The organism is Pseudomonas bijieensis (genome assembly GCF_013347965.1).
Taxonomy (GTDB): Bacteria; Pseudomonadota; Gammaproteobacteria; order Pseudomonadales; family Pseudomonadaceae; genus Aquipseudomonas; species Aquipseudomonas bijieensis.
In genome coordinates this window covers 1,018,115-1,044,480 of sequence record NZ_CP048810.1, presented here as the reverse complement: position 1 = coordinate 1,044,480, position 26,366 = coordinate 1,018,115, and the positions used below count along the sequence as shown (strand labels likewise).

The following is a 26,366-nucleotide window of genomic DNA, read 5'->3' as shown; positions in this document are numbered from 1 at the left end:
GGTTGGAGCAGACATGATCGTTAACTTTTCACTCACGAGGGTGCTGCCGGCGACCTTGCTGCTGGCGGCATTGCTGGTGCCAGGTTGGGCCGCGGCCAGCCCGCGGATTTCGCTACTCGACCAGGCAGCGCTGCAAAGTGCCAAGGCCGACCATGCGGTGCTGCTGGCGGTAACCCGTGCCGGCGAACGGCTGGTGGCGGTCGGCGAACGCGGCATCGTCCTGCTCTCTGATGACTCCGGCAAACACTGGCGCCAAGCCCGCGTGCCTGTGAGCGTCAGCCTGACGGCGGTGCAGTTTGTCGATGCCGAGCAGGGCTGGGCAGTCGGCCATATGGGCGTGATTCTTCACAGCTCGGATGGTGGTGAAACCTGGGTCAAACAACTCGATGGTGTCGCCGCCGCGCAGCTGGCGTTGGTGTCGGCGCAACAGGGCAACGACGCCAAGCAGCTCAAAGACGCCGAGCGACTGGTTGCCGATGGCCCGGACAAGCCATTTCTCGACCTGTACTTCAGCGACCGCCGTAACGGCTATGCCGTCGGCGCCTACGGCCTGATTCTGCGCACCGTGGACGGTGGCGACAACTGGCAGCCATGGATGCAACAGGTGGATAACCCCGAGGGCCTCAATCTGTACGGTATTCGCGCCGCCGGCGGCGCGCTGTTCATCGTGGGTGAGCGCGGTCTGCTGCTGCGTTCCAGCGATAACGGTCGCAGCTTCCAGGCGCTGGACTCGCCCTATGACGGCAGTTTTTTTGGCCTGCAGGGCGGCGCCGGTGGAACGTTGGTGGCCTTCGGGCTGCGTGGCAACGCTTATTGGTCGAACGACCAGGGGGCCCGCTGGCGACGCATCGAAACCGGCTTGGAGGTAGCGTTTTCTGCGGCCACCAAACTGCCTGACGGCGCGCTGGTGCTGGTCAGCCAGGCTGGCGATCTGCTGATCAGTCCGAGTCAAGGGAGCAGCTTTCGGCACCTGGCCGGCCCGACCGGCACCTCGGTTGCAGGTTTAGTGGCTGCCCCGGATGGCAGTTTGATCTGCGTCGGCATGAGTGGCCCGACCCGTCTCAACCAAGACCTTTTCTCGGCCCAACGCTGAAACAACCTGCCAGAGCCCTACACGGCCGAATTTGGAGTCCGATGTGAACGACCATAATCCCTCCCTCGAACAGCAAGTGGTGATCGCCCGCCTGGAGGATTTCGATCCGCGTTCCGGCAATCTGGGTGAGCGGGCGATTTTCAACCACCGGCCCTGGGTGATTCTGCTCTGCTTGCTGGTGACCCTGGTGCTGGGTTTCCAGGCCAGCAAGATCGGCCTCAACGCCAGTTTCGAGAAGACCATCCCGGCCTCTCACCCTTACGTCGCCAACTTTCTCGAGCGGCGTAGCGAATTGAGCGGCTTGGGCAATTCGATTCGCATCGCGGTGGAGATCAAGGACGGCAGTATCTTCGACAAGGACTACCTCGAGGTCCTGGCCAAGCTCAACGACGAGATCTATTTGCTGCCCGGCGTCGACAAACCTTATATGAAGTCGTTATGGACGCCGACGACCCGCTGGACCGCGGTGACGGAGGAGGGGCTCGATGGCGGTACGGTGATCCCGGACGCCTATGACGGTTCTGCGGCGAGCCTGGAGCAGGTACGCACCAATGTGGCCCGTTCCGGTGAGATCGGCCAACTGGTGGCCGGCAATTTCCAGTCCAGCGTGATATTCGTGCCGCTGCTGGAACTCAATCCGGTGACCGGCAAGGCCTTGGATGCTGGCGAGTTCTCCCGGCAATTGGAGGCCTTGCGCGACAAGTACCAGAGCGATCGAATCCAGATTCACATCACCGGATTCACCAAGATCATCGGCGACCTGATCGCCGGATTGGTCCAGGTCATGCTGTTCTTCGTGGTTGCCGTGCTGGTGACCGTGGCGGTGCTCTACTGGTATACCCGTTGTGCGCGCAGCACGTCGCTGGTGGTGCTCTGCTCGCTGGTGGCGGTGCTCTGGCAGATAGGCCTGCTCGCCAGCCTCGGTTACGACCTTGACCCTTACTCGGCGCTGGTGCCTTTTTTGGTGTTCGCCATCGGCATGAGTCACGGCGCGCAGAAGATGAACGGCATCATGCAGGACATCGGTCGAGGCACGCACCGGGTGGTCGCTGCGCGCTATACCTTCCGCCGGCTGTTCGCCGCCGGCATGACCGCGTTGCTCTGCGATGCGGTGGGCTTCGCCGTGCTGATGGTGATCAAGATCCGGGTGATCCAGGACCTGGCGATCACCGCCAGTATCGGCGTGGCGGTGCTGATCTTCACCAACCTGATCCTGCTGCCTATTTTGCTCAGTTATATCGGCGTCGGCGCCAAGGCGGCCGAGCGCAGTTTGCGGGCGGAAACCGCCGAGCTGAAAGCGAACGTCAAACATCCGCTCTGGAGTTTTCTCGATCTGTTCACCCGGCGCTCCTGGGCCTATGTGGCTTGCCTGGCCGGTCTGGCCCTGGCGATCGGTGGTTTCGCCATCAGCCTGCACTTGAAGATCGGCGACCTCGATCCCGGCGCCCCGGAGCTACGCCCAGACTCGCGCTACAACCGCGATGCAGCCTTCATGACGCAAAACTATGCGGCCAGTTCGGACATCTTCGTGGTCATGGTGAAAACCCCGGAAGACCAATGCACCCGTTACACAACCCTGGCGGCGGTGGACGCCCTGGCCTGGCAGCTCGAGCAATTGCCGGGCGTCGAATCGACCAACTCCATGGCCGCCCTGAGCAAGATCGCCGCCGCCGGTTATAACGAGGGCAACTTCAAGTGGTACGAGTTGATCCCCAACGACGGCGCTCTCGGCGCGGTACAGACGCGCGCGCCACGAGAACTGTTCAACCAGGGCTGTTCACTGCTCTCGCTCTACGTTTACCTGGCCGACCATAAGGCCGAAACCCTGGAACGGGTGGTGCAGGCCAGCGAAGCGTTTATCGCCCAACAGCACCTGCCGGAGGTGAAGTTCATGCTTGCCGCGGGGAGCGCCGGGATCGAGGCGGCGACCAATATCGTGGTGAAGAAAGCCATGCGCGAGATGCTGTTCTGGGTCTACGGTGCGGTGATCCTGCTCTGCTGGGTGACCTTCCGTTCCTGGCGTGCGGTGCTCGCTGCCGTGCTGCCTTTGATGCTCACCTCGATTCTCTGCGAGGCCTTGATGGTCGGCCTCGGCATGGGGGTCAAGGTGGCGACCTTGCCAGTGATCGCCCTGGGGGTGGGCATTGGTGTCGACTATGCGCTCTACGTGCTGAGCGTCATCCTGACGCACATGCGTGCTGGCGCCACGCTGTCCGAGGCCTACTACCGCGCGCTGCTGTTCACCGGCAAGGTGGTGCTATTGACCGGCATCAGCCTGGCCATCGCCGTGGCGACCTGGGCTTTCTCGCCGATCAAGTTCCAGGCCGACATGGGCATCCTGCTGGCCTTCATGTTCCTGGTGAACATGCTTGGCGCGCTGATCCTGCTGCCGGCGTTGGCGTACTTCCTGTTGCCGAAACGGTTGTTCGCAAAAAAGCCTGAGGTTGCCAGCGCGTTGCAGCCGGTCGAAGAGGGCTGACAGGCGGCACGCTGGCAACCATGGAGGCGGGCCGGGCAAGCCAACGCGGCTTGCCCGGCCTGGATACGCCAACAATGCTGCTGAATTCCCTTCAGGCATAAGGATAAGAACAATGCTGAAGAAAACTGCCCGGTTGCTCGTCGACTGTTCGGTGGGGCAGAAACTGCTGCTCGGTTTCGGCCTGGTTTCCCTGCTCGCGGTGGCCGCTATCGCCCAGGGTCTGTATGCCACCGCCAGCCTGCTTGAACACAGCCTACAGGTCAGCACCATGGTGGAGATCAATCACCTGACGCTGCAGATGCGCAATGCCGAGAAAACCTACGCACTGGATCCCGAGCCCCTGGCGATGCGCGAGGTCAAGGAACTGATAGGCACACTCGGCGCTCGGCTCCAGGCGGTAAAGGCGCAGGTAGCTGCCACCGATGTGCCCTTGCTGACCGCGATGCAGCGATCCATCGAGGATTACCAAGGCCAGTTCGCACAGTTTGTCGATCACCAACGCCTGGCGGCAGAGGCGTTGCGTCATATGCAGGAACAGGCTGAGCAGGCCCGCCTGCAGTTCGAGACTGTCGAACTGGATATGTACGACCAGGTACGCGACGTATTGAACAGCGGCCAGGCGCTGGAGGGTGATCCGCTGAGCCTGGCAGAACAGGCCTCGGCACTGCTGCGAAAATTGCTGGTCGCCCGCAATAACGAGTTTGTCTATGTGGGCGAGGGCGCACCGGCTGCTCTCCAACGCTGGGACGAATTGGTAGAGGAAATGAGCAACGCCCTGGAGTTGCTCCAGGGCCGGGTGGATGAGAGCTCCGAGGCGTCCCTGGCGGCAGCAAAGGCGGCTTTGGTCGAATATCGCAAGGCGTTTGCGCGCTATCGCGAGAGCCGTGGGCTAAGCAAACAAACCGCCGTGCAGATGGACGCCCAGGCGCAAACCGTATTGAGCCAGGTCGAACAGGCCGCCGCCGACAGGCAGGTACAGATGGGCGAACGCGGCCATTCAGTCATGCGGCTGCAAGCAGTGGGGGCCGTGGTGATCGTCGTCCTGGCGTTGTTGGCCTCCCTGGTTATCCGTCATCTGATCGTCGTGCCCCTGCGCGAAGCGTTGCAGGCTGCCCAGCGTATTGCCCACGGCGACCTGAGTGGTGCAGCCAATAACATGACTGCACGACGAGACGAGTTGGGAGAGTTGATGGCGGCGGTGGAGGACATGACAGCCAATTTGCGCCAACTGGTCACGCGCATCGGATCGAGTGTTGCAGGCCTTGGGCAAACGACCGCGACGCTGGGTGCATTCAGTACCCAGAGTCATGGCGCTGCCCAACGCCAACGGGTCGAGACCGAGCACGCGGCCACGGCCATGCAACAAATGACGATCACTGTCCAGCAGGTGGCACAGAACGCCGAGCAAGCCTCACAAGCGGCCGACGAAGCGGATAACCAGGCGCGCCGTGGCGAGCAGATCGTGCAACGGGCGAGTGAGCAGATCGATCGTTTAGCGGCTGAGATGGTGCGTTCCGAGCAGGCCATCCACTCCTTGCAACAGCAGGTCGAGAGTATCGGTACCGTCGTTGATGTGATTACCTCGATCGCCGAACAGACCAACCTGCTAGCGCTCAATGCCGCAATCGAAGCCGCCCGGGCGGGGGAGCAGGGGCGCGGTTTTGCCGTGGTCGCCGATGAAGTACGTGCGCTGGCGCGACGGACCCAGGAATCGACCCACAAGATCGAGACGCTGATCGCCGGTTTACAGCATCTTTCCCGGCACAGCGTCGAGCAGATCCAAGGGTGCGGGCGTTTGATGGCAGACACCGTGTCGCTTGCCGATCAGGTGAGTACCGCATTGGGTGGCATCGCCGGTGCAGTGTCGACCATCGAGCAGATGAACCAGCAAAACGCCGCCAGCGCTCAGCAGCAAAGTGTTGTGGCCGAGGAGGTGGGCCGCAATGTCAGGCAGGTGCGAAACGAGGCCGAGCATTGCGCGGGAGTTAATCAGCAGGTGGTGCTGGCGTGTGGTGACCTGGAGAGTCTGGAACATGAATTACGTGAGGCTGTTGCACAGTTTAGGACCTGAGCGCGCTGGCTCTTACTGCTGATAAACCTTCTTCAGCAACCGCAGCAACTCCTCCCGCTCGCCACCCGAAAGGGCTGCCGTGGAGTCCAGGTCGCTCTGTGCGGCAATCTGCTTGAGTTCCTTGAGCAAGGTTTCGCCGGTCTTGCTGAGGAATATCCCATAGGAGCGCTTGTCTGGCTTGCAGCGTACCCGCACGGCCAGGGCCCGGCTTTCGAGTTTGTTCAACAGCGGCACTACTTGCGGCGGTTCGATCGCCAGGGCCTTGGCCAGGTCGGCCTGCATCAAGCCGGGGTTCTGGTCGATGATCGCCAACGCCGAAAATTGGGCCGGCCGCAGATCGTGGGCGGCGAGCCGGCCGATCAGGTTCTGGAACAGTTTCAACTGGGCACGGCGCAGGGCATAACCGATCAGGTCATCCAGCGCAGAGTCCAGCGGCGCCTGCGCCTCGGTGCCGGCAGCCAGGAGTTCGGCGGGTTCGGCAGGCTTGGAAGACTTGGCCATCGCAGAAAGCATCCTCAAAGTGAGTAATTAACAAGGCTATCCAGTTTGCCGGGGTTTGGGCGCCATGGCTACGGTGAAACACATATTTGTTGATTTGCTGCTCCTCCAGGACCGCGAAAGAAATACAGATAAATTGGCTAATAGTTAATTGACATAACTAATTTTCCGGTTTAGTTTTTGATCATCTACAGCCCAGAACAAGAGAGCACGCAGCATGAGCAATTACGAAGGTCGCTGGAAAACGGTTAAGGTCGATATCGAGGAGGGCATTGCCTGGGTCACCCTCAATCGTCCGGAAAAACGCAACGCCATGAGCCCGACCCTCAACCGCGAGATGATCGATGTGCTCGAGACCCTGGAGCAGGATCCGGCCGCAGGCGTATTGGTGCTGACCGGGGCCGGTGATGCCTGGACCGCCGGCATGGACCTCAAGGAGTATTTCCGTGAAGTGGACGCCGGGCCGGAAATCCTCCAGGAGAAAATCCGTCGCGAAGCCTCGCAGTGGCAATGGAAGCTGCTGCGCATGTACGCCAAGCCGACCATCGCCATGGTCAATGGCTGGTGCTTCGGTGGCGGTTTCAGCCCGTTGGTGGCGTGCGACCTGGCGATCTGCGCCGATGAGGCGACCTTCGGTCTCTCGGAAATCAACTGGGGCATCCCGCCCGGCAACCTGGTCAGCAAGGCCATGGCCGACACCGTGGGCCACCGCCAGTCGCTGTACTACATCATGACCGGCAAGACCTTCGGTGGGCAGAAAGCCGCCGAGATGGGCCTGGTCAATGAAAGCGTGCCCCTGGCGCAATTGCGTGAAGTCACTCTGGAGCTGGCGCGCAACCTGCTGGAAAAGAACCCGGTGGTGCTGCGCGCCGCCAAGCATGGCTTCAAGCGTTGCCGCGAACTGACCTGGGAGCAGAACGAGGATTACCTGTACGCCAAGCTCGACCAGTCGCGCCTGCTCGACACCGAGGGTGGCCGCGAGCAGGGGATGAAGCAGTTCCTCGACGACAAGAGCATCAAACCTGGCTTGCAGACCTATAAGCGCTGAGTCGACAAGTGAATAGCGGGCCGCATCCCGCTGTTCGCTGCGTCGCCCTGACGCTACTGTTACACCACTGCGATGCATTCCCGATAAAGACAATAAAGAGGAATCACCATGCTGGACGTGCCCCTGTTGATCGGCGGTCAGTCGTGCCCCGCCCGTGACGGCCGGACCTTCGAGCGCTGCAACCCGGTGACCGGTGAAGTGGTCTCGCGCGTGGCCGCCGCCACCCTGGAAGATGCCGACGCCGCCGTGGCCGCGGCCCAAGCCGCGTTTCCCACCTGGGCCGCCCTGGCGCCCAACGAGCGCCGCACGCGTCTGTTGCGGGCGGCCGAGCAGTTGCAGGCTCGTAGCGGTGAGTTTATCGCCGCGGCCGGCGAGACCGGCGCCATGGCCAACTGGTACGGTTTCAACGTGCACCTGGCGGCGAACATGCTCCGCGAAGCCGCGTCGATGACCACCCAGATCAATGGCGAAATCATTCCTTCCGACGTGCCTGGCAGTTTCGCCATGGCCATGCGCCAGCCCTGCGGCGTGGTGCTGGGCATCGCCCCCTGGAACGCCCCGGTGATTCTCGCCACCCGGGCCATCGCCATGCCCCTGGCCTGCGGTAACACCGTGGTGCTCAAGGCTTCCGAGATAAGCCCGGCGGTGCACCGGCTGATCGGCCAGGTACTGCAAGACGCAGGTCTGGGTGACGGTGTGGTCAACGTGATCTGTAACGCACCCGCGGACGCGCCGGCCATTGTCGAACGGTTGATCGCCAACCCGGCGGTACGCCGGGTCAATTTCACCGGCTCGACCCACGTCGGGCGCATTGTCGGCGAACTGTCGGCGCGCCATCTCAAGCCGGCCTTGCTGGAACTGGGCGGCAAGGCGCCGCTGTTGGTGCTGGACGACGCCGATCTGGACGCCGCCGTGCAAGCGGCGGCCTTCGGGGTTTACTTCAACCAGGGCCAGATCTGCATGTCCACCGAGCGACTGATCGTCGATGCCCGCGTGGCGGATGAGTTCGTCGCCCGGCTGACTGCCAAGATCGCCACCCTGCGCGCTGGCGATCCGGCGGCCAGTGATTCGGTGCTGGGCTCGTTGGTCGATGCCAGTGCCGGCCAGCGCATCAAGGGGCTGATCGACGATGCCCTCGCCAAAGGTGCAAGGCTGGTTACGGGTGGGCAGTTGGAAGGCAGCATCCTGCAACCGACCTTGCTCGACGGCGTCACTGCGCAGATGCGCCTGTACCGCGAAGAGTCCTTCGGGCCGGTGGCAGTGTTGCTGCGCGGTAACGGCGATGAAGAGCTGCTGCGCCTGGCCAACGATTCCGAGTTCGGCCTGTCGGCTGCCATCTTCAGTCGCGACACGAGCCGTGCGCTGGCCTTGGCCCAGCGGGTCGAGTCGGGCATTTGCCACATCAACGGGCCGACCGTGCACGACGAGGCGCAGATGCCCTTCGGTGGGGTCAAGTCCAGTGGTTACGGCAGCTTTGGCGGCAAGGCGTCCATCGAGCATTTCACCCAGTTGCGTTGGGTGACCTTGCAGAACGGCCCCCGGCATTACCCGATCTGAAATCCGTCGCATTGGGGGGCCGAGCCTTGAACGCCGTCGCCCCGATGCAGGCCAGAATAACAATGACAAGGCCGCAGCCCAGTGCTGCCACGCTCCGCTCGTATCGCGACCCGAGCGTGCCTTGGTGGAGGAAATGTACGTGAGTTCCGAGTCCAGATCGTCCTCCCGACCCGAGGCCGGGCGCTATCGCCAGGTGTCGATTGGTCATCCTGCCGTCGAAGTCCGAGAAGAACGTGGCATCTTGCACATGCGTTCCCTGGAGCCCCTGGCCCCGCTGCCGGCACGTTTGCTCGAACGCCTGGTGCACTGGGCCGAGGTGCGCCCACAGCAGACGTTTATCGCGGCCCGTGAGGCCAGCGGTGACTGGCGCCGGGTCAGCTACGCGCAGATGCTCGACACTGTCCGGGCCATCGCCCAAAGCCTGCTCGGTTACGGTTTGTCGGCGGAAAAACCCTTGGCGCTGCTCTCGGGCAACGACATCGAACACCTGCAAATGGCCCTCGGCGCGATGTACGCCGGTATTCCCTATTGCCCGGTATCGCCGGCTTATTCATTGCTCTCCCAGGATTTCGCCAAGCTGCGCCACGTCTGCGATCTATTGCAGCCGGGGCTGGTGTTTGTCAGCGAAGCCGCACCGTTCGAACGTGCGATCACTGCTGTACTGCCGGCGAATGTTCCCTTGATTACGGTACGTGGCGAGATGGCCGGCCGGTCCAGGACAAGCTTCGCCAGCCTGCTGGCGCAACCCGGCGGCGTCGAGGCCGAGCAGGCGTTCGCCGCCACAGGCCCGGACAGCATCGCCAAGTTCTTGTTTACCTCTGGCTCCACCAAGTTGCCCAAGGCGGTGATCACCACCCAGCGTATGCTTTGCGCCAATCAGCAAATGCTTCTGCAAACCTTTCCGGTGTTCGGCGAAGAGCCGCCGGTGCTGGTGGACTGGTTGCCGTGGAACCACACGTTCGGTGGCAGTCATAACGTCGGCATCGTGCTGTACAACGGCGGCACGTTCTACCTGGACAACGGCAAACCCACTGCCCAAGGTTTCGCCGAAACCCTGCGCAACCTCAAGGAAATTTCGCCCACTGCCTACCTGACCGTGCCCAAGGGCTGGGAGGAACTGGTCAGCGCCCTGGAGCAGGACGGTGAGTTGCGCGAGCGCTTTTTCAAGCGCATCAGCCTGTTCTTCTTTGCCGCGGCAGGTTTGTCCCAAAGCACCTGGGACCGGCTCGACAAGGTTGCCGAGCAGCATTGCGGCGAACGGATCCGCATGATGGCGGGCCTGGGCATGACCGAGGCGTCGCCGTCCTGCACCTTCACCACCGGGCCATTGTCCATGGCCGGCTACATTGGCCTTCCGGCCCCCGGTTGCGAAGTGCGCCTGGTGCCGGTGGACGGCAAGTTCGAAGGGCGCTTTCGCGGGCCGCACATCATGCCTGGCTACTGGCGCTCGCCGCAGCAGACCCTTGAGGTATTCGACGAGGACGGTTTCTATTGCTCGGGGGATGCAATCAAGCTGGCCGATCCCGGCAATCCGCAACTGGGACTGATGTTCGATGGGCGGATCGCCGAGGATTTCAAATTGTCTTCCGGTGTGTTCGTCAGCGTTGGGCCGCTGCGCAACCGGGCGGTGCTGGAGGGCACGCCCTACGTCCAGGACCTGGTGATCACCGCGCCGGATCGCGAGTGCCTGGGCGCGCTGGTGTTTCCACGGCCTGCTGAGTGCCGACGTCTTTCAGGCCTGGGCGCGGATGCCAGCGATGCCGAGGTTCTCGCCAGCGAACCGGTACGCCAATGGTTCGCCGACTGGTTGCAACGCCTGAACCGCCAAGCCAGCGGCAATGCCAGTCGGATGGAGTGGATTGCCTTGCTCGATGAACCGGCGTCCATTGATCGAGGTGAAATCACCGACAAGGGCTCGATCAACCAGCGGGCGGTATTGCAGTGGCGGGCAGGGAAAGTCGAGGCGTTGTATCGAGGGGAGGATGCGTCGATCCTGCGGGCGGACCCTGGTGCCTGAGGCAAGGCCTTGTGAGTGTGCACACATCGCATGCCTACTCACCCCCCTGTGGGAGCGAGCCTGCTCGCGATGGCGATATGTCAGGCGACATTAGTGCTGCTGAACTACCGCTATCGCGAGCAGGCTCGCTCCCACAGGACTAACCACTCAGAAAATCTCTTGGGCGTTCTGAGGGCTGTCGCTCAACGCCGCCCCAGCAGCAAGCCCACCACCAGCCCGAAACCGGCGGAAATCGCCACGGTCTGCCATGGGTGGCCACCGATGTAGACTTCGGTGGCATCGACCATGGGACGGGTGCGCTCCCGCGCGCTGGCAACCGAATCAAGCGCTTGCTGCAGTTTCTGGGAGATCTGGCCCCGCAGGTCCTCAGCGTCTTCGCCTACCAGCGAGGCACTGCTTTTGAGCAGCTTCTCCGACTCTTCGATCAACGCCTTCAGTTCGCTGAAAGCTTGATCCTTGATTTGCTCTCCATTCGCTTGCACGGTGTTTTTACGGGCCATTGAAGTACTCCTTGCTGAGATGGCGTTGAACAATGGAGTGCTGCGCTTGCACAAAAGTTGCACGTTCGGCCTTGGCAGCGCAGCCCAACACAAATCGTGGTTAAGACGTTTCCCTGCAAGGTGTAAGATGGCGGCTATTTACGCAACAGGTAATTCCCATGAGCTTCAATCTGGCTGACAAGCCCCTGGCCGAGCGCGCTGCGCTGGAAGACGAAAAATCCCGACTCTTTGAACTGTGGCAAAACAACCTGGGCAAGGCCAAGGGCGATGCCGCCCGCCTGTTCGGCGAGCGCTCCAAGCGCAAGGGCAAGTGGGCCGAGTGGGTGCGTGCTGAACTGGACGGTATGTCGCCGCCGGAATACGCCAACATGGTGCGCAGTGAAGTCAACCGACTGATGGCTGCCAACAAATAAGCCTTAGGCAAATGTTGCCGCAATGGCTTCGCGAACCTTGAGCACTGCCGGGTCCATTTGCGTGTGGGTTCGCCATCCCAGCTCGATGGGGTAGCGGGGCAGCGCCAGGGGGCAGGGCAGCAAGGCCAGGCCACTGAGGCCCGCGATGGCCCGGGCGGCATGGGTCGGGATGGTCGCCACTGCCTGGCTGCCCTTGAGCAGGAACGGCAACGCGGCAAAGTGAGTGGTCGAGGCGCAGACCCGCCGGCTCAGGCCAAGCCCGGCCAGCCCTTCATCGGTGATGCCGATGAAGCCCCCTGAAGACACCAGCAAATGCTCACGGGCCACGAACGCTTCCAGGCTGAGGGTTTGTTGGCCCTGCGCCAGGCTCGCCGGGTCCAGGAGGCAGGCGTAATCGCCTTCGCCCAACACCTGGCGGCTGAGCAAGCGCTGCGCGAAACCACCTGCGGTGATCGCCAGGTCAAGGCTGCGCTCCATCAGGGCCCGACCGACGATCTGGCTGTGGGTCTGGCGGAAAATCAAGCGCAACCCCGGCGCACGTCGGGCCACTTCGTCGATCAGGCGGCGCCCATGGGCAATCTCGAAATCGTCCGACAGGCCGACGATGACCGAGCGGCCCTCATAGTGGCTGGCACCCGGATCGACCATTGCCAGGCTCTGGCGACATTTGTCCAGGGCTTCGCTGATCACCGGTTTCAGTTGATTGGCCCGCAGCGTCGGCGCCAGGCCCCGGCCCGTGCGCACGAATAATTGATCGTCATACAAACCGCGGAGCCTGCGCAGGGCCGCGCTGATGGCCGACTGGGTCACGCCCAGGCGCAGGGCGGCACGGCTGGCGCTGGATTCGTCATGCAGGGCTTCGAAGGTCTTGAGCAGATTGAGGTCGATATCGGCGATATTCATGAGGCTCATATCATTTAGCAGCATTCGGGGCTTTATTCATGATCGACCGCTCCTTGAGAATCAGCAATACCTGATGATCAAGGAGTTGAAAGACCATGCCCAAATCCATTGTGGCTGCCCTGCAGATCGGTTCGTTGCCGGGTGGCAAGGACGCGACCCTGGCGCAGATCCTTTCCTATGAAAACGCCATCCGCGAGGCCGGTGCCCGCTTGGTGGTGATGCCCGAAGCCTTGCTCGGTGGCTATCCCAAGGGCGAAGGCTTCGGCACTCAATTGGGTTACCGCCTGCCGGAAGGACGTGAGGCGTTTGCCCGTTACTTTGCCAATGCCATCGACGTGCCCGGCGTTGAAACCGAGGCGTTGGCCGGGCTGTCGGCGCGCACCGGGGCGAGCCTGGTGCTGGGCGTCATCGAGCGGGCCGGCAGCACCCTATATTGCACCGCGCTGTATTTCGAGCCGGAGGCGGGCCTGGTGGCCAGGCACCGCAAGTTGATGCCTACCGGCACCGAGCGGCTGATCTGGGGCAAGGGCGATGGTTCGACCTTGCCGGTGATCGACAGCCAGGTCGGCCGGGTTGGCGCGGCGGTGTGCTGGGAAAACATGATGCCGCTGCTGCGCACCGCGATGTACGCCAAAGGCGTGGAGGTCTGGTGTGCGCCGACGGTGGATGAGCGGGAGATGTGGCAGGTGACCATGCGCCATATTGCCCACGAAGGACGTTGCTTCGTGGTCAGCGCCTGTCAGGTCCAGGCCTCGCCACAGGCATTGGGCATCGAGGTTGCGAACTGGCCGGCCGAGCGTGCATTGATTGCTGGCGGCAGTGTGATCCTCGGCCCCATGGGCGATGTGTTGGCCGGGCCGCTGAAAGACATCGCCGGGTTGCTGACCGCCGAAATCGACACCGATGAGTTGGTACGGGCGCGCTACGACTATGACGTGGTGGGGCACTACGCCAGGCCGGATGTGTTCGAACTGGTGGTGGACGAGCGCGCCAAGCCCGGTGTGCGTTTCATCGCTTGATTCACCAGTTGGCCGCGGAACCCGGCAGGTCGAGGGTACCGCGGTCGACGAAGCGCAGGGTACCGAATACACCACCGGCGAGCTTGCCCTTGAGCACATAGGGCAGGTTGTCCAGGCTTTGGGTCTGGCTCAGGCCCAGGGTCTGGCGCAGCACGGAAAACGCCGAAATGCTCACCGGGACGCTCACGATCGCCTCGGAAAAGCGTGGGATGGAGCCGGACTGGTCACTGACTCCCGTCGCCAGCGTACGGCCGTTGACCTCCAGGTCCAGCGCCACGCCGTTGTAGTCGATGGCGGTTTCGTTGGGGTTCTGCACGCGCAGTTTCACGGCGAAACGCACCTCCAGGCCCTGGTTGGGCAACGGCTCGATGCCGACCACGTTGATGTTCAGCGGATCGCGGTGAGGAAAGAGGGCGCAGGCGCTCAGGCTGAGCAGCATCAGGAGAAGGGAAAAGCCGAGGATTCTGCGCATGGATAGACTCTCAAAGAATGAAAAAACGAACCCTTGTGGCGAGGGGATTTATCCCCGTTGGACTGCGCAGCAGTCCCAAAAATCTGAATCCAACCAGTCGAGTCGGGCTAGATCATCCATTTTGGGGCCGCTTCGCGCCACAGCGGGGATAAATCCCCTCGCCACAAAGCCAGTATGTTGCTGGGGTGACCGTGAACCAAGGCTCCTGACAGTTTCTGACACCAGCCTCTGCTAATCTGCGTCAACTTTTTCCTTACGGACTGTCCATCGTGTCGCGTACCACTCGGCTGCTCACTTTGCTGCAAGTCTTGCGGGGCAAGCGTTGCCCAGTCACTGCTGCGGCATTGGCGGGCGAACTGAATGTTTCCGAGCGCACCTTGTACCGCGACATCGCCGAACTCACGGCCCTCGGTGCGCCGATCCAGGGCGAGGCGGGCATCGGTTATGTGTTGCGCAGTGGCCTGTTCCTGCCGCCACTGATGTTCACCGCCGATGAAATCGAGGCCATTGTGCTGGGTTTGCGCTACGTCGATCAGCGCGCCGACGAGGTGCTGGGCAAGGCCGCCGCCGACGCCCTGGCGAAGGTCGCCGCGGTGCTGGCGCCCGATGTACGGGACGCCTTGCGCAACCCCACGGTACTGCCCGGCCCACCGGGTTATGGCTATCCGCAGAACACCGTGGAACTGAATGTCTACCGCCAGGCCATTCGCGCCCAGGCCAAGCTGCACATCGATTACGCCGATGTGAACAAGACCCCGAGCCAACGCTTGATCTGGCCCCTGGCGCTGGGCTTTTTCAATGAGGCGCGGGTGGTGGTGGCCTGGTGTGAATTGCGCGGTGCCTATCGGACTTTTCGCACCGATCGGATTGCCGCTGCCACCGAGCAGGGCGAGCGCTATCCCGGGCGGCGCAGTGATTTGCTGCGGGACTGGTTTGCCCTGATGAAGTTGGACGAAACCGGGCGGTTCACTCCTGACAAAAACTGACACAGTGCTGTTCTAGCATGGGGCCAGATCGATAAAACAAGGAGCCATGCCATGTCCAACCCCGTCTCTTCCCTGGCCCCGGCCATCGCCGGCTACATTGCGGCCGCCAATGCCCGTGACAGTTCGGCGGTGACGCGTTACTTCGCCGAGGATGCCAACGTGTTCGATGAAGGCCAGCACCGTGCAGGCACCCAGGCCATCGCCCAATGGATGGAAGACACCGCCCAACGTTTCCAGCCACGGGTGGAAGTCCTCAATGTGCAGCAACGTACTGGCAAGGTGCTGGTGCAAAACCTGATCTCCGGGGACGTTCCCCGGCAGCCCGTTGGAGTTGCGCTACACCTTCCGGCTCGATGAGCAGGGCAAGATCAGTCGGCTGGATATCTCGGTTTAGCGTTGCGCGTCCTGTAATGTGAACCCTGTTGTGGCGAGGGGATTTATCCCCGCTGGGTTGCGCGGCAACCCCAAAAGGCACTGCGGTGCATCAGGTAGACCGCGCCGGTTGGTTTGCGACTGCTGCGCAGCCGAGCGGGGATAAATCCCCTCGCCACAGAGAGGGGCATCATCTCCCCGGTCCAGACAGCGCTGCGCAGTGTTTCGCCTGTCGCCCGTCATGGCATACTCCCCACCTTCGTTTTCCGGACCCGGGCCGTATGACTTTCGACTCCCCCTTGAGTGCCTGGCAGCATGCCATCGAACACCACGGCTTCGTCCAGGACGAGGCCCAGGAATTGGCCATCATGACGCTGGAGCAATGCCACAAGGCGTTGCACGAGGGGGCGCAAGTCAATCAAGGGCGTTTATCTATGGGGCCCGGTGGGACGCGGCAAGACCTGGCTGATGGACCGTTTCTATGAAAGCCTCAAGGTGCCGGCCCGTCGCCAACACTTCCATCATTTCATGGCGTGGGTGCATCAGCGTTCGTTCCAGCTCACCGGCACGCCGGATCCTTTGCAAGCCCTGGCCCGGGAGTTGAGCCAGCAAGTGCGGGTGCTGTGTTTTGATGAGCTGTTTGTCACCGACATTGGCGACGCCATGATCCTCGGGCGCCTGTTCCAGGTGATGTTCGAACTGGGCATGGTGGTGGTGAGCACGTCCAACCTGCCGCCGGAAGAGCTCTATGCCAACGGCCACAACCGTGAGCGGTTTCTGTCGACCATCACGGCCATCAAGCAGCACATGCAGGTCGTGCCGGTAAACGGATGGCAGGATCATCGCCAGCATCCGGGCAGATTGCAGCAGCGCTACTGGCTGCGTGATCCCGGGCAACCGGATCCGTTGGGCGAGGTTTTCGGTCAGTTGACCGTTGGCCAGGCACTGGCCAGCGGGCCGATCGAAGTGGGGCATCGCCGGCTCCAGCCGGTCGGGGCCAGCGACACGGTGCTCTGGAGCCGTTATCCGGATCTTTGCGAGCAGCCTTTATCGGCCGTTGATTTCATGGCCCTGTGTGACCGCTTCAACGTTATCTTGCTCAGTGACGTGCCTTGCCTGAGTGCCGAACAGCGTGAAGGGCGCATCGCCCGTGGCACGGAAGACGGCGTGGCGCGGGTCGAGGCGGGTGATCGCGAGTTGCCGCAGCTGTCGATCCACGACGACGGTGTCCGGCGGTTCATCGCCCTGGTCGACGAATGCTATGACCGCAAGGTGCCGTTGTACCTGTCGGCCGCGGTACCGATGGATGAGTTGTACACCCAGGGCTATCTGCAATTCCCGTTTCGCCGTACTCTCAGTCGCCTCCAGGAAATGCAAATGCAACGTTTTGGTCAGCAAGGCTGACTGTATCTTGCCGGCGGCATCGAGTCGCCGGTACTACCGAAGTGAGATGGAAGGTCATGGAAGAAGCCAAGGGCATTCTTGTTCTGCAAGCCAGCTACACCAACCCGGTCCACGCCGAAGCGATCTGTCATGTGCTCAATGGCTATGCCGAGGACCCGATGGGTGGTGGTCATTCACTGCCTCCCGAGGTGCTGCTGCACCTTCCTGAAGAACTGGCCAAGCGCCCCCATGCCTTTAGTGTGCTGGCTTTCGTCAATGGCGAACCGGCGGGGTTGGTCAATTGTTTCGAGGGTTTTTCAACCTTCGCTTGTCGGCCGCTGGTGAATATCCACGACATGATAGTCATGAAGGAGTTTCGCGGCCTGGGCCTGAGCCAGAAGATGCTGCAGAAGGTCGAGGACATCGCCCGTCAGCGTGGCTGCTGCAAAATCACCCTGGAAGTGCTCGAGGGCAATGCCGTGGCGCAAGGCAGTTATACCAAGTTCGGTTTTGCCGCCGGCATGTTCGACCCGGCCCATGGCACGATGCAGTTCTGGATCAAGCCCCTGTAAAAGCGGGCATCTGGTCGGTTCCGGTTATTTCTGCACGACTTCAGCCAACGGCGCCTTGGGCTGCATCAGGCTGAAGTCGATCAGGGCCTTGCGGGGGGCTTGATAGGGGTTGCCGATCAGCAGCGGACGGGCCTTGAAGTCATCGCTGACCAGGCTCTTGCTGCGGTCCAGCTCATCAAAACTCAAGCCCGCCAGGTCGGCCCAGGTGTGAATCAGGTGCGAGCTGCTGTAGGGCCGTGAAAGGTCGCCGGCAAAGTTCCAGTCATGGCTTTCGCGCCACTTGGGCGAGGCCCAGGCCATGAAGGGGATGGTGTACATCGGCGCGGTCGGCTTGCCTTCGTTACGGCCCAGCGTGCCGTGACCTGGCGAGTCGAACACGTCTTCACCATGGTCCGACAGGTACAGCAGAAAACCGTTGGGGTCGGTCTTGGCGTAATCCTTGATCAGGCTGGACACGACGAAGTCGTTGTACAGCACCGCGTTATCGTAGCTGTTGTAGGTCGGGACCTGATCGTCACGCAAGCTCGCCGGTACGCCCTGACGGTCGGTGAACTTGTTGAATGTCGGCGGGTAGCGATACTGGTAACTCATGTGGGTGCCGAGCAGGTGCACCACGATGAGCTTGCGCGGAGCGCTGTCGGCCAAGGCCTTGTTGAACGGTTCGATCACATCACCATCGTATTGCGCGGCATTCTGGTTACGGTTGTTGTTCAAGTACACCTGCTCGTCGGCCTGCTGGGAAAAGGTCGTAAGCATGGTGTTGCGCTTGGTCATGGTCTGCTGGTTGGTAATCCAGAAAGTCTTGTAGCCGGCCTGCTTCATCATGCTCACCAGCGACGGCGTGCTCAGGTACAGGTCCGGGTTCTGTTCGTCGGCGAACGTCAGCACCTGCTGCAACGCTTCGATGGTATAGGGGCGCGGAGTGATGACGTTGTCGAACACCGAAAGCTGGTCCTTGAGCTTGTCCAGTTCCGGCGTGGTTTCCCTCGGGTAACCGTAGAGGCTCATGCGCTGACGGTTGGTGGATTCACCGATCACCAGTACCAGGGTCGCCGGCTGGCCGGCCATGGCATCCTTGAGGTTGCGCAGTGGCGCGATCTTGCTGGCACTGTGCAACATGCCTTGCATGTTCTCCAGCTGTTCACCGTAACGACGGTAGGCCACCAGCATCTGCCACGGCACCGCCGGCTCGATGCGATCTTCGAACTTCTCCAGGCCACCGGCGAAGCTGCCGGTACGCTGGGTCTGCTTGATCAGCGGATAGCCGACCACGGCCAGGACAATGGCGACCGCAGCGACCAGGGCCTGGCCCCGGGGCAGGTACACCGGGCGCAGGCGGGTCCAGAGCCAATAGCCGACGGCGGTGTGGGCCAGGAACGCCGCCACCATCCACCAGGCAAAATACTGGGTCAGGTACTCACCGGCTTCAGACACGTTCGATTCGAACATGATGAAAATGACGCTCTGGGAAAATTCTTGCTGATAGATGAAGAAATAGCCCAGGCTGGCCATGGAGCAGGCCCACAGCACCACGCCGATCAATGCGGCGAGCAAGCGTGTGCGGGCGGGGAAGAGCAGCATAGGCGCCAGCCATACCGCGCTCATCACGAACGCTTGGCGAAAGCCGGTGAAGCCGGAGGTGTCGCTCAGCAGAATGAGCAGTTGGGTGATGCCCGAAAAGTACCAGAAGAACAGAAACAGCCAGCCGAGTCCGGCCCAGTCGAAACCTTTCGCAGTCGTTTTGCTGCGTTTGAACAAGCTCATCAAGCGCTCCAGCCCTTATCGACGAAGCTGCCGGCACCGGATTGGCGACCGCAGGCATTACGCCGAACAACCTATAGGGCGGGGAGTATTGCGAGGCGGTTGTGAAAAGTTCGTGAGTTTTTCGGATACAAATCGGTAACTTGGCGCGAATGCACCCAGGCGAGGGAGGTATTTGTGACGTGTATTCACCTGAGAGCAAGACCTGTGGGAGCAAGGCTGGCCCGCGATGAACGATGCCGCAAGTTCAGCCTTTCGACCGCCGGGCGGCTATCGCAGGCAAGCTTTGCTGCCGCGGATAGAACCCTCGCCACAAGTACGCATGGCGGGCCTACAGGCGAGTGACACCGGAATGCCAGTGTCACTTGCTGGCGCTGTGCCTCTGGGGCGCTTACCGCGCCAGGGACTGGCTTTGGTGGGGCAGTTGTGCGTGCTGCAGTTGCATGCGCAACTGCATCACTTCATCGAGCAGCAGATCGCGTTCTTCCTTGAGTAGGCGCAATTCATCGCGACGAATGGTCACATAAAGGGTTTGGGGAGGACGTGCGGTAACGACAGGGCCCATTGCTCACCTCGCAAATGGCGTACATCAACTATAGAGATGTCGCCAGTATTTGGTCGACACCTCTACTATCGGCGCCGATTCTGATTTCTTTTGCTTGTGATTGGAACTTTTTTATTTTTCATGGTCGCTGTGTCTTTGGCCGGATCGTGAGCGTTATCCCTTGTGATCGCTCGAATTACCCGGAAACTATGCGGCAATGCTCTGGACTAACCTCCACTAGTCGATAGCGTTTCATCTTTGACACACCTTTATTTGTAGTAGGGAGCATCAGCACATGCAACTCGGGATTATTGGACTGGGCCGCATGGGCGGCAATATTGCGCGGCGCCTGATGCTCAATGGGCACACCACCGTCGTTTATGACCGCAATGCCGCTTTTGTCGAAAACCTGCGCCAGGAAGGCGCCACAGGCGTCGCGGACCTGCCGGCGCTGGTCGCCGGCCTGGAGAAGCCACGGGCGGTCTGGGTCATGCTGCCGGCCGGCGCACCCACCGAAGACACCATCAATGACCTCAGTGAACTGCTTGAGCCAGGCGACGTGATCATTGATGGCGGCAACACGTACTACAAGGACGACATCCGTCGCGCTCAGGCCCTGTCGGAAAAAGGCCTGAGCTACATCGACGTCGGCACCTCCGGCGGCGTTTGGGGCTTGGAGCGCGGCTACTGCATGATGATTGGCGGTGATGCCGAAGTGGTCCAGCGCCTGGACCCGTTGTTCGATAGCCTGGCGCCGGGCATGGGCGACATCCCGCGCACCCGTGACCGCAAATCCGACGATGACCGCGCCGAACGTGGCTATATCCATGCAGGTCCGGCCGGCTCGGGGCATTTCGTGAAGATGATCCACAATGGGATCGAATACGGAATGATGCAGGCCTTTGCCGAGGGCTTTGACATCCTCAAGACCAAATCCAGCGAAAGCCTGCCACCGGAGCAGCGTTTCGACCTGAACCTGGCCGATATCGCCGAAGTCTGGCGTCGCGGTAGCGTGGTGTCGTCCTGGTTGCTGGACTTGACCGCCGATGCGCTGGCCAGCGATCCGAAACTGGACGGTTTTTCCGGCGAAGTCGCCGACAGCGGCGAAGGGCGCTGGACCATCGAAGCCGCCATCGAGCAAGCGGTGCCGGTTCCGGTCCTGTCCAGTTCGCTGTTTGCCCGTTTCCGCTCACGCCAGCAAAGCACGTACGGTGACAAAATGCTCTCGGCCATGCGCTTCGGCTTTGGCGGCCACGTGGAGACACCGAAAAAATGACCTCGATCGGCAGCAAATCCAAGGCAGAACCCGCGCCGCCGACCACGCTGTTCCTGTTCGGCGCCCATGGCGATCTGGTCAAGCGTCTGCTGATGCCGGCGCTTTACCACCTCAGTCGTGACGGTCTGCTGGACGATGGGCTGCGCATCATCGGGGTTGACCACAACGCTATCAGCGATGTGGATTTTGCCAAGAAACTCGAGGACTTCATCCGTAACGAAGCGGCGAGCAAGGGCGGTGATGCCAACCGTGCGCTCGACCCGCTGCTGTGGGCCAAGCTGGCCCGGGGCATCAGTTACGTCCAGGGTGATTTCCTCGATGACGGCACCTACCAGGCGCTGGCGGCGAAAATCGCCGCCAGCGGCACCGGCAACGCGGTTTTCTACCTGGCGACCGCGCCGCGCTTTTTCAGTGAAGTGGTCAGCCGCCTCGGTGCGGCCGGGCTGCTTCAGGAGCAGGAGGGGGCCTTTCGGCGCGTGGTGATCGAAAAACCGTTCGGTTCCGACCTGCACACCGCCGAAGCGCTGAACGCCTGCCTGCTCAAGGTCATGAGCGAGAAACAGATCTATCGCATCGACCATTACCTGGGTAAGGAAACAGTGCAGAACATTCTGGTCAGCCGTTTCTCCAACAGCCTGTTCGAAGCGTTCTGGAACAACCACTACATCGACCACGTACAAATTACCGCCGCCGAAACCGTCGGCGTGGAAACCCGTGGCAGCTTTTATGAACACACCGGCGCCTTGCGGGACATGGTGCCCAATCATCTTTTCCAACTGCTGGCGATGGTGGCCATGGAGCCGCCAGCGGCCTTTGGTGCCGACGCCGTGCGCGGAGAAAAGGCCAAGGTCGTCGGGGCGATACGGCCCTGGTCGGTGGAGCAGGCGCGCGCCAACTCCATACGGGGCCAGTACACGGCTGGTGAGGTCGGCGGCAAGGCGGTGAATGGCTATCGCCAGGAGGCCAACGTGGCGCCTGACAGCAGCACCGAGACCTACGTCGCCCTGAAGGTCATGATCGACAACTGGCGTTGGGTCGGCGTGCCGTTTTACCTGCGTACCGGCAAGCGCATGAGCGTGCGCGACACGGAAATCGTCATCTGCTTCAAGCCAGCGCCTTACGCGCAGTTTCGCGACACCGAAGTCGACGAACTGCAACCTACATACTTGAGAATCCAGATTCAGCCCAATGAAGGCATGTGGTTCGACCTGCTGGCCAAACGGCCGGGGCCGGCGCTCGACATGGCCAATATCGAATTGGGCTTCGCCTACAAGGACTTCTTCGAAATGCAGCCGTCCACGGGTTACGAAACCTTGATCTACGATTGCCTGACCGGTGACCAGACCTTGTTCCAGCGCGCCGACAACATCGAAAACGGCTGGCGCGCCGTGCAGCCATTCCTTGATGCCTGGCAGCAGGACGCAGCGGTCCAGCCTTACAAGGCCGGTGAAGATGGCCCGTCGGCCGCCGATGATCTGCTGATACGCGACGGTCGCGTCTGGCACGGCCTCGGATGAGTGATCAACTGAAACACCCCATCCGCTTTTTGCTCAGTGACATGGACGGTACGCTGCTGCTGCCTGACCACAGTCTCAACCAACGCACCATCGAAGCCGTTCGTTCATTGCGTGAGGCCGGCGTGCTGTTCAGCCTCGCCACCGGGCGGCCGCCCCGGGCGATGTTGCAGCAGATCGAGGCCTTGGGCGTCGATCTGCCCACCGCGGCGTTCAACGGCGGCACGCTGGTTCATCCCGACGGCAGTTTCCTCGCCGTGCATTACTTGCCTGCCGAGGCGGCGCTAGCCACCTTGGCGCTGTACGCCGATCAGCCTGGCATCGAGGTCTGGGTGTTTGCCGACGGCGACTGGCTGGTGCGTGACGCCAACGGGCCGATGGTGCCGGTTGAAACCCGCGGGCTGGGTTATCCGCCGGTGCAGGTCGACAGCTTCGAACCCTATCTGGAACGTATCGACAAGATTGTCGCCACCAGCGCCAACACGGACCTGCTGGTGGAACTGGAGGCTCGGCTGCATCCGCTGCTCAAAGGCCAGGCCCAGGTGTCACGTTCACAACCGATCTACCTGGATGTGACAGCGATGCAGGCCAACAAGGGCGAAGCACTGGCGACCCTGGCGGCGTTCCTGGAAGTGCCGCTGGAGCAGACGGCGGCCATGGGGGATGGTGGCAACGACCCGGCGATGTTTCATCGTGCGGGTTTGTCGATTGCCATGGGGCAGGCGGAGGAGGCGATCAAGCGTCAGGCGGATGTCGTGACCGCCGCCGTGACCGAAGACGGTGCGGCCCTGGCGATCGAGCGGTACATCCTGCCGCGGTAGACCGCCCAGGCCTTTGGTGGAACGGGAATTTATTCCCACTGTGGGAGCAAAGCTTGCTCGCGAAACAGGCACCTCGGTTCCTGAGAGACCGCATCGCCTTCATCGCGGGCAAGCCTTGCTCCCACAGAAGGATCCCCTCGCCACAGGTTTTTCTTCTGTTCAGCAATATTTTCTACAACCAGTACGTCACCGCATACCAGCCCAGGCCACCCATCACCACGGTATAGGGCAGGGCCATCCAGACCATCCGGCCATAGGACAGGCGAATCAGCGGGGCAATCGCTGAGGTCAGCAGGAACAGGAAGGCGGCCTGGCCGTTAGGCGTGGCGACGCTGGGCAGGTTGGTGCCGGTGTTGATGGCCACTGCCAGGGTCTCGAACTGCTCACGGCTCATGTGGCCGGAGACGAAGGCCTGCTTCACTTCGGTAATGTAGATGGTCGCCACGAATACGTTGTCGCTGATGGCTGACAGCAGGCCGTTGGCAATGAAGAGCATGCCTGGCTGTTGATCGGCGGGCAGGGCGAGCACCCATTGAATCAGCGGGGTGAACAGTTGCTGGTCATGAATGACCGCTACCACCGCAAAGAACACCACCAGCAGTGCGGTAAAGGGCATGGCGTCCTTGAACGCGTTGCCGAGCCGGTGCTCGTCGGTGATCCCCGTGAAGGCGGTAATCAACACGATGACCATCAGGCCGATCAGGCCGACTTCGGCGATGTGCAGGGCTAGGCCGACGATCAGGATCAACGCAGCGATGCCCTGCACGATCAGGGCGGCGCGTTGGCGTGCTGTGCGTTCGCGATTGTCCTGCTCGGCGTAGTCGGCCAGTACGGTACGTACGTTGTCCGGCAGCAGCGTGCCGTAACCGAACCAGCGCAGCTTTTCCAGTGCCACACAGGTCACCAGCCCTGCCACCAGCACGGGCAACGACACTGGCGCGACTTTCAGGAAGAAATCTGCAAAATGCCAGCCCATCTCATGGCCGATCAGCAGGTTCTGCGGTTCGCCCACCAGGGTACATACGCCGCCCAGCGCGGTGCCTACGGCGCCATGCATCAGCAGGCTGCGTAGAAACGCCCGAAACTGGTTGAGATCTTCATGATGGTGCGACGGCAGCTCGTGGTCTTCATCGACGTTGCTGTCCAGGCGTGGATCATTGCCCGAGGCCACACGGTGATACACCGCATAGAAGCCCACGGCCGCACTGATGATCACCGCCGTGACGGTCAAGGCATCGAGGAAGGCCGACAGGAACGCCGAGAGAAAGCAGAACATCAAGGCCAGCAGCGCCTTGGAACGCACGCCCAGGAGCAGGCGTGAAAACAGGAACAGCAGCAGATCCTTCATGAAGTAGATGCCGGCGACCATGAACATCAGCAGCAGGATGACCGGGAAGTTATGCAGCAGCTCGTCATACAGCGCTTTGGGGGTGGTCATGCCCAGCACCAGGGCTTCGACCAGCAACAGGCCGCCAGGCATCAGCGGGTAGCATTTAAGGGCCATGGCGAGGGTGAAGATGAACTCCACCACTAGCATCCAACCGGCAATGACCGGACCCAGGGTCCACAGCACCACGGCATTGAGGATCAGGAAAGTGATGATGCACGCCTTATACCAGCGTGGGGAGTGCCCCAGAAAGTTGTGCGCGAAAGCCTGAGCCATTGGACCGGACATCGGCTGCTCCTTTTAATTAGAAGCGCGCAACTTGCCGTAAGAGATGGGGAATATCAAGCGTAGGAATAAATACTGTTCCCCCGGGATAATTCGGTTCAGGCCCAATATCGCGCAACCACCGCTCGATAACGACCGTGGAGCGAATAGCCGCCCACCAGGATTCTGCCGTCAGCCTGCACCGCCAGGGCGGTGGCGGTGTCCAGGCTGTAGCCGAGTCGCGTACGAACCCAGCCTTTGCCCTGGCCGAAATCCGGATCGAGGCTGGCATCCGGCAAGTGCCGGGCAAGTATGAAATCGGCCTCGATACCGCCGATGGTGGCACCGGCGGTCACCAGTTTTCCGTCCGGCTGAAGTTGAGCGGCGGTCCACTGACTGGTGTTGCGTCCGATCGCCATGAGCCGGCACTGGCCCTGGTTGCAGTGACGGTCCGGCTTGCCGTCCGGGCGCACTTTCAGGGCCAGGCTATGCATCGGGTCACGGCTGCTGCCGAATACTTGCAGATCACCGTTCGCATCCTGAACGATCTGGCTGACCATTACGCTGTGACCTTGCGCCAGAATTGTCATGAAGCCGTTCTCGCCGAAGCTGTCATCGAGTTTGCCACTGCTGTCATAGCGGGCAATCAAACCATGCTGGGGCAAGTCGATGGCACCGCCGACGACAATATGACCGTCAGCCTGGAGCACCAGGCAGCCGAGCCAGGTATTTTTCAATAAGCGTCGGACCATCACGAAACCGCGACCGTTGAACGAGGTATCCAATGTTCCGTCCGGCAAGAGGCGGATCAGTACGCCGACATGATCGGACAATTGGTAGTGGTGGTTGGCGAGCACAAGGATCCGGCCATCGGCCTGCACTTGCATGTCGCAGGCTTCAAGCCCCGGCACGCCGGGCGGCAGCCACGGATCGCGCAGGCCTTGGGAGAGATTGCCGCAAAGCCGGATGATGTGCCGGCCGCCGTTGCCGAAGCTTTGAACGGCGCGACCTTGCTGGTCGAACAGCGCCAGGGCAGGAAGGGTGTGGTCGTTGTTTTCGTAGTGCAGGCCGGACAGCAGGATCTGCCCGTCGGGCAACTCGATCACTTGGCCTGCGGTTGCTTCGAAGCCGTTTTCAAATGAGCCAATCACGCAACCGTCGGTACCGAAGCCCGGGTCAGGCAAGCCGTCATGATTGAGTCGCGCCAACCCGAACCGACTGCCGCGGGCTGTCTCGATCCTGGCTGCCACAAGAATTCGTCCGGCGTGGTCGAGGGTCAGCCCGGTGGTCAGGCTCGAGGTGCTGTCTTCGAAATGAATCCAGGCTTTGCCGTTGGCGGCAAAGCCTGAGTCAAGTTGCCCGGCGTGGGCCATGGCCCCGGGGAGCACAAACGCGAACTGATCGAGCATGCCTGCC

The 26,366-nt window shown here is 61.7% G+C and carries 21 protein-coding genes and 3 pseudogenes; 16 read left to right on the top strand and 8 right to left on the bottom strand.

Going from position 1 to position 26,366, the window contains the following annotated elements:
• The first annotated feature begins 13 nt into the window (after positions 1 to 13).
• The 4 genes and pseudogenes from GN234_RS04285 to GN234_RS30280 all read left to right on the top strand — a co-directional run bounded on the left by GN234_RS04285 (position 14) and on the right by GN234_RS30280 (position 5,643).
• Positions 14 to 1,093 carry a WD40/YVTN/BNR-like repeat-containing protein gene (locus tag GN234_RS04285; RefSeq protein WP_176687937.1) on the top strand — a complete coding sequence of 360 codons (1,080 nt, stop codon included), beginning with the start codon at positions 14 to 16 and terminating at the stop codon, positions 1,091 to 1,093.
• Positions 1,094 to 1,136: 43 nt separating this feature from the next.
• Entirely contained in the window at positions 1,137 to 3,572 is a 2,436-nt protein-coding gene (locus tag GN234_RS04280) for an efflux RND transporter permease subunit (protein ID WP_109755338.1), read from the top strand.
• Positions 3,573 to 3,684: 112 nt separating this feature from the next.
• Positions 3,685 to 4,740, top strand: a pseudogene (locus GN234_RS30285) (methyl-accepting chemotaxis protein); the annotation flags it as partial.
• On the top strand, positions 4,729 to 5,643 hold the full coding sequence (locus tag GN234_RS30280) for a methyl-accepting chemotaxis protein (RefSeq protein WP_411828802.1): 915 nt from the start codon (positions 4,729 to 4,731) through the stop codon (positions 5,641 to 5,643). The pseudogene GN234_RS30285 and the gene GN234_RS30280, both read left to right, overlap by 12 nt.
• A 12-nt stretch (positions 5,644 to 5,655) precedes the next feature.
• On the opposite strand, the gene GN234_RS04270 is transcribed toward GN234_RS30280, so the two are convergent.
• Positions 5,656 to 6,144, bottom strand: coding sequence for a MarR family winged helix-turn-helix transcriptional regulator (locus GN234_RS04270; protein ID WP_109755340.1), 489 nt, complete (start codon positions 6,142 to 6,144; stop codon positions 5,656 to 5,658).
• Positions 6,145 to 6,358: 214 nt separating this feature from the next.
• On the opposite strand from GN234_RS04270, the gene GN234_RS04265 reads away from it, so the two are divergent.
• From GN234_RS04265 to GN234_RS04255, 3 genes are all read left to right on the top strand, one after another.
• Positions 6,359 to 7,189 (top strand): p-hydroxycinnamoyl CoA hydratase/lyase, encoded by an 831-nt coding sequence (locus tag GN234_RS04265; RefSeq protein ID WP_109755341.1) that lies wholly within the window; start codon positions 6,359 to 6,361, stop codon positions 7,187 to 7,189.
• A 108-nt stretch (positions 7,190 to 7,297) separates the two neighbouring features.
• Positions 7,298 to 8,746: an aldehyde dehydrogenase gene (locus GN234_RS04260; RefSeq protein ID WP_176687935.1), complete on the top strand. Its 1,449-nt coding sequence runs from the start codon at positions 7,298 to 7,300 to the stop codon at positions 8,744 to 8,746.
• Positions 8,747 to 8,885: 139 nt separating this feature from the next.
• Positions 8,886 to 10,763 carry a feruloyl-CoA synthase gene (locus GN234_RS04255; protein WP_176687934.1) on the top strand — a complete coding sequence of 626 codons (1,878 nt, stop codon included), beginning with the start codon at positions 8,886 to 8,888 and terminating at the stop codon, positions 10,761 to 10,763.
• 182 nt (positions 10,764 to 10,945) lie between these two features.
• Here GN234_RS04255 and GN234_RS04250 read toward each other — a convergent pair whose 3' ends face one another.
• Positions 10,946 to 11,263 carry an ElaB/YgaM/YqjD family protein gene (locus GN234_RS04250; protein ID WP_163853770.1) on the bottom strand — a complete coding sequence of 106 codons (318 nt, stop codon included), beginning with the start codon at positions 11,261 to 11,263 and terminating at the stop codon, positions 10,946 to 10,948.
• 158 nt (positions 11,264 to 11,421) lie between these two features.
• Here GN234_RS04250 and GN234_RS04245 point away from each other — a divergent pair, with 158 nt between their 5' ends.
• Positions 11,422 to 11,676 carry a hypothetical protein gene (locus tag GN234_RS04245; protein ID WP_003181187.1) on the top strand — a complete coding sequence of 85 codons (255 nt, stop codon included), beginning with the start codon at positions 11,422 to 11,424 and terminating at the stop codon, positions 11,674 to 11,676.
• Between the two features lie 3 nt (positions 11,677 to 11,679).
• On the opposite strand, the gene GN234_RS04240 is transcribed toward GN234_RS04245, so the two are convergent.
• Positions 11,680 to 12,588 (bottom strand): LysR family transcriptional regulator, encoded by a 909-nt coding sequence (locus tag GN234_RS04240; protein ID WP_116832342.1) that lies wholly within the window; start codon positions 12,586 to 12,588, stop codon positions 11,680 to 11,682.
• 86 nt (positions 12,589 to 12,674) lie between these two features.
• Here GN234_RS04240 and GN234_RS04235 point away from each other — a divergent pair, with 86 nt between their 5' ends.
• Complete coding sequence (locus tag GN234_RS04235; protein WP_176687933.1) at positions 12,675 to 13,598, top strand: carbon-nitrogen hydrolase family protein; 924 nt, start codon at positions 12,675 to 12,677, stop codon at positions 13,596 to 13,598.
• Position 13,599: 1 nt separating this feature from the next.
• On the opposite strand, the gene GN234_RS04230 is transcribed toward GN234_RS04235, so the two are convergent.
• Positions 13,600 to 14,070 carry an LEA/WHy family protein gene (locus GN234_RS04230; protein ID WP_109755346.1) on the bottom strand — a complete coding sequence of 157 codons (471 nt, stop codon included), beginning with the start codon at positions 14,068 to 14,070 and terminating at the stop codon, positions 13,600 to 13,602.
• Between the two features lie 269 nt (positions 14,071 to 14,339).
• Here GN234_RS04230 and GN234_RS04225 point away from each other — a divergent pair, with 269 nt between their 5' ends.
• The 4 genes and pseudogenes from GN234_RS04225 to GN234_RS04210 all read left to right on the top strand — a co-directional run bounded on the left by GN234_RS04225 (position 14,340) and on the right by GN234_RS04210 (position 17,383).
• Complete coding sequence (locus tag GN234_RS04225) at positions 14,340 to 15,056, top strand: helix-turn-helix transcriptional regulator (protein WP_109755347.1); 717 nt, start codon at positions 14,340 to 14,342, stop codon at positions 15,054 to 15,056.
• A 51-nt stretch (positions 15,057 to 15,107) separates the two neighbouring features.
• Positions 15,108 to 15,450 (top strand): annotated as a pseudogene (locus GN234_RS04220) (nuclear transport factor 2 family protein).
• Between the two features lie 259 nt (positions 15,451 to 15,709).
• Positions 15,710 to 16,832: pseudogene (zapE, locus tag GN234_RS04215) on the top strand (cell division protein ZapE).
• A gap of 56 nt (positions 16,833 to 16,888) precedes the next feature.
• Positions 16,889 to 17,383 (top strand): GNAT family N-acetyltransferase, encoded by a 495-nt coding sequence (locus tag GN234_RS04210; protein ID WP_163853763.1) that lies wholly within the window; start codon positions 16,889 to 16,891, stop codon positions 17,381 to 17,383.
• Between the two features lie 24 nt (positions 17,384 to 17,407).
• On the opposite strand, the gene GN234_RS04205 is transcribed toward GN234_RS04210, so the two are convergent.
• Both GN234_RS04205 and GN234_RS04200 read right to left on the bottom strand, forming a co-directional pair.
• Positions 17,408 to 19,147 (bottom strand): phosphoethanolamine transferase CptA, encoded by a 1,740-nt coding sequence (locus GN234_RS04205; protein WP_176687932.1) that lies wholly within the window; start codon positions 19,145 to 19,147, stop codon positions 17,408 to 17,410.
• 388 nt (positions 19,148 to 19,535) lie between these two features.
• A complete protein-coding gene (locus tag GN234_RS04200) occupies positions 19,536 to 19,709 on the bottom strand; it encodes a DUF6026 family protein (RefSeq protein WP_018601582.1) in 174 nt (57 codons plus the stop codon).
• Positions 19,710 to 19,983: 274 nt separating this feature from the next.
• Here GN234_RS04200 and gnd point away from each other — a divergent pair, with 274 nt between their 5' ends.
• Genes gnd through GN234_RS04185 form a run of 3 tightly spaced genes read left to right on the top strand, consistent with a single transcriptional unit; the run spans position 19,984 to position 23,299 of the window.
• On the top strand, positions 19,984 to 20,964 hold the full coding sequence (gene gnd, locus GN234_RS04195) for a phosphogluconate dehydrogenase (NAD(+)-dependent, decarboxylating) (protein ID WP_109755352.1): 981 nt from the start codon (positions 19,984 to 19,986) through the stop codon (positions 20,962 to 20,964).
• Positions 20,961 to 22,481: a glucose-6-phosphate dehydrogenase gene (zwf, locus tag GN234_RS04190; RefSeq protein WP_109755353.1), complete on the top strand. Its 1,521-nt coding sequence runs from the start codon at positions 20,961 to 20,963 to the stop codon at positions 22,479 to 22,481. The genes gnd and zwf overlap by 4 nt, the downstream gene beginning before the upstream one ends.
• On the top strand, positions 22,478 to 23,299 hold the full coding sequence (locus tag GN234_RS04185) for an HAD family hydrolase (protein ID WP_109755354.1): 822 nt from the start codon (positions 22,478 to 22,480) through the stop codon (positions 23,297 to 23,299). Before zwf ends, GN234_RS04185 begins: the two co-directional genes overlap by 4 nt.
• 172 nt (positions 23,300 to 23,471) lie before the next feature.
• On the opposite strand, the gene nhaB is transcribed toward GN234_RS04185, so the two are convergent.
• Together nhaB and GN234_RS04175 are read right to left on the bottom strand one after the other, a co-directional pair.
• A complete protein-coding gene (nhaB, locus tag GN234_RS04180) occupies positions 23,472 to 24,974 on the bottom strand; it encodes a sodium/proton antiporter NhaB (RefSeq protein ID WP_116832350.1) in 1,503 nt (500 codons plus the stop codon).
• 95 nt (positions 24,975 to 25,069) lie between these two features.
• Positions 25,070 to 26,359, bottom strand: coding sequence for a hypothetical protein (locus GN234_RS04175; RefSeq protein WP_176687931.1), 1,290 nt, complete (start codon positions 26,357 to 26,359; stop codon positions 25,070 to 25,072).
• Between the last annotated feature and the right edge of the window lie 7 nt (positions 26,360 to 26,366).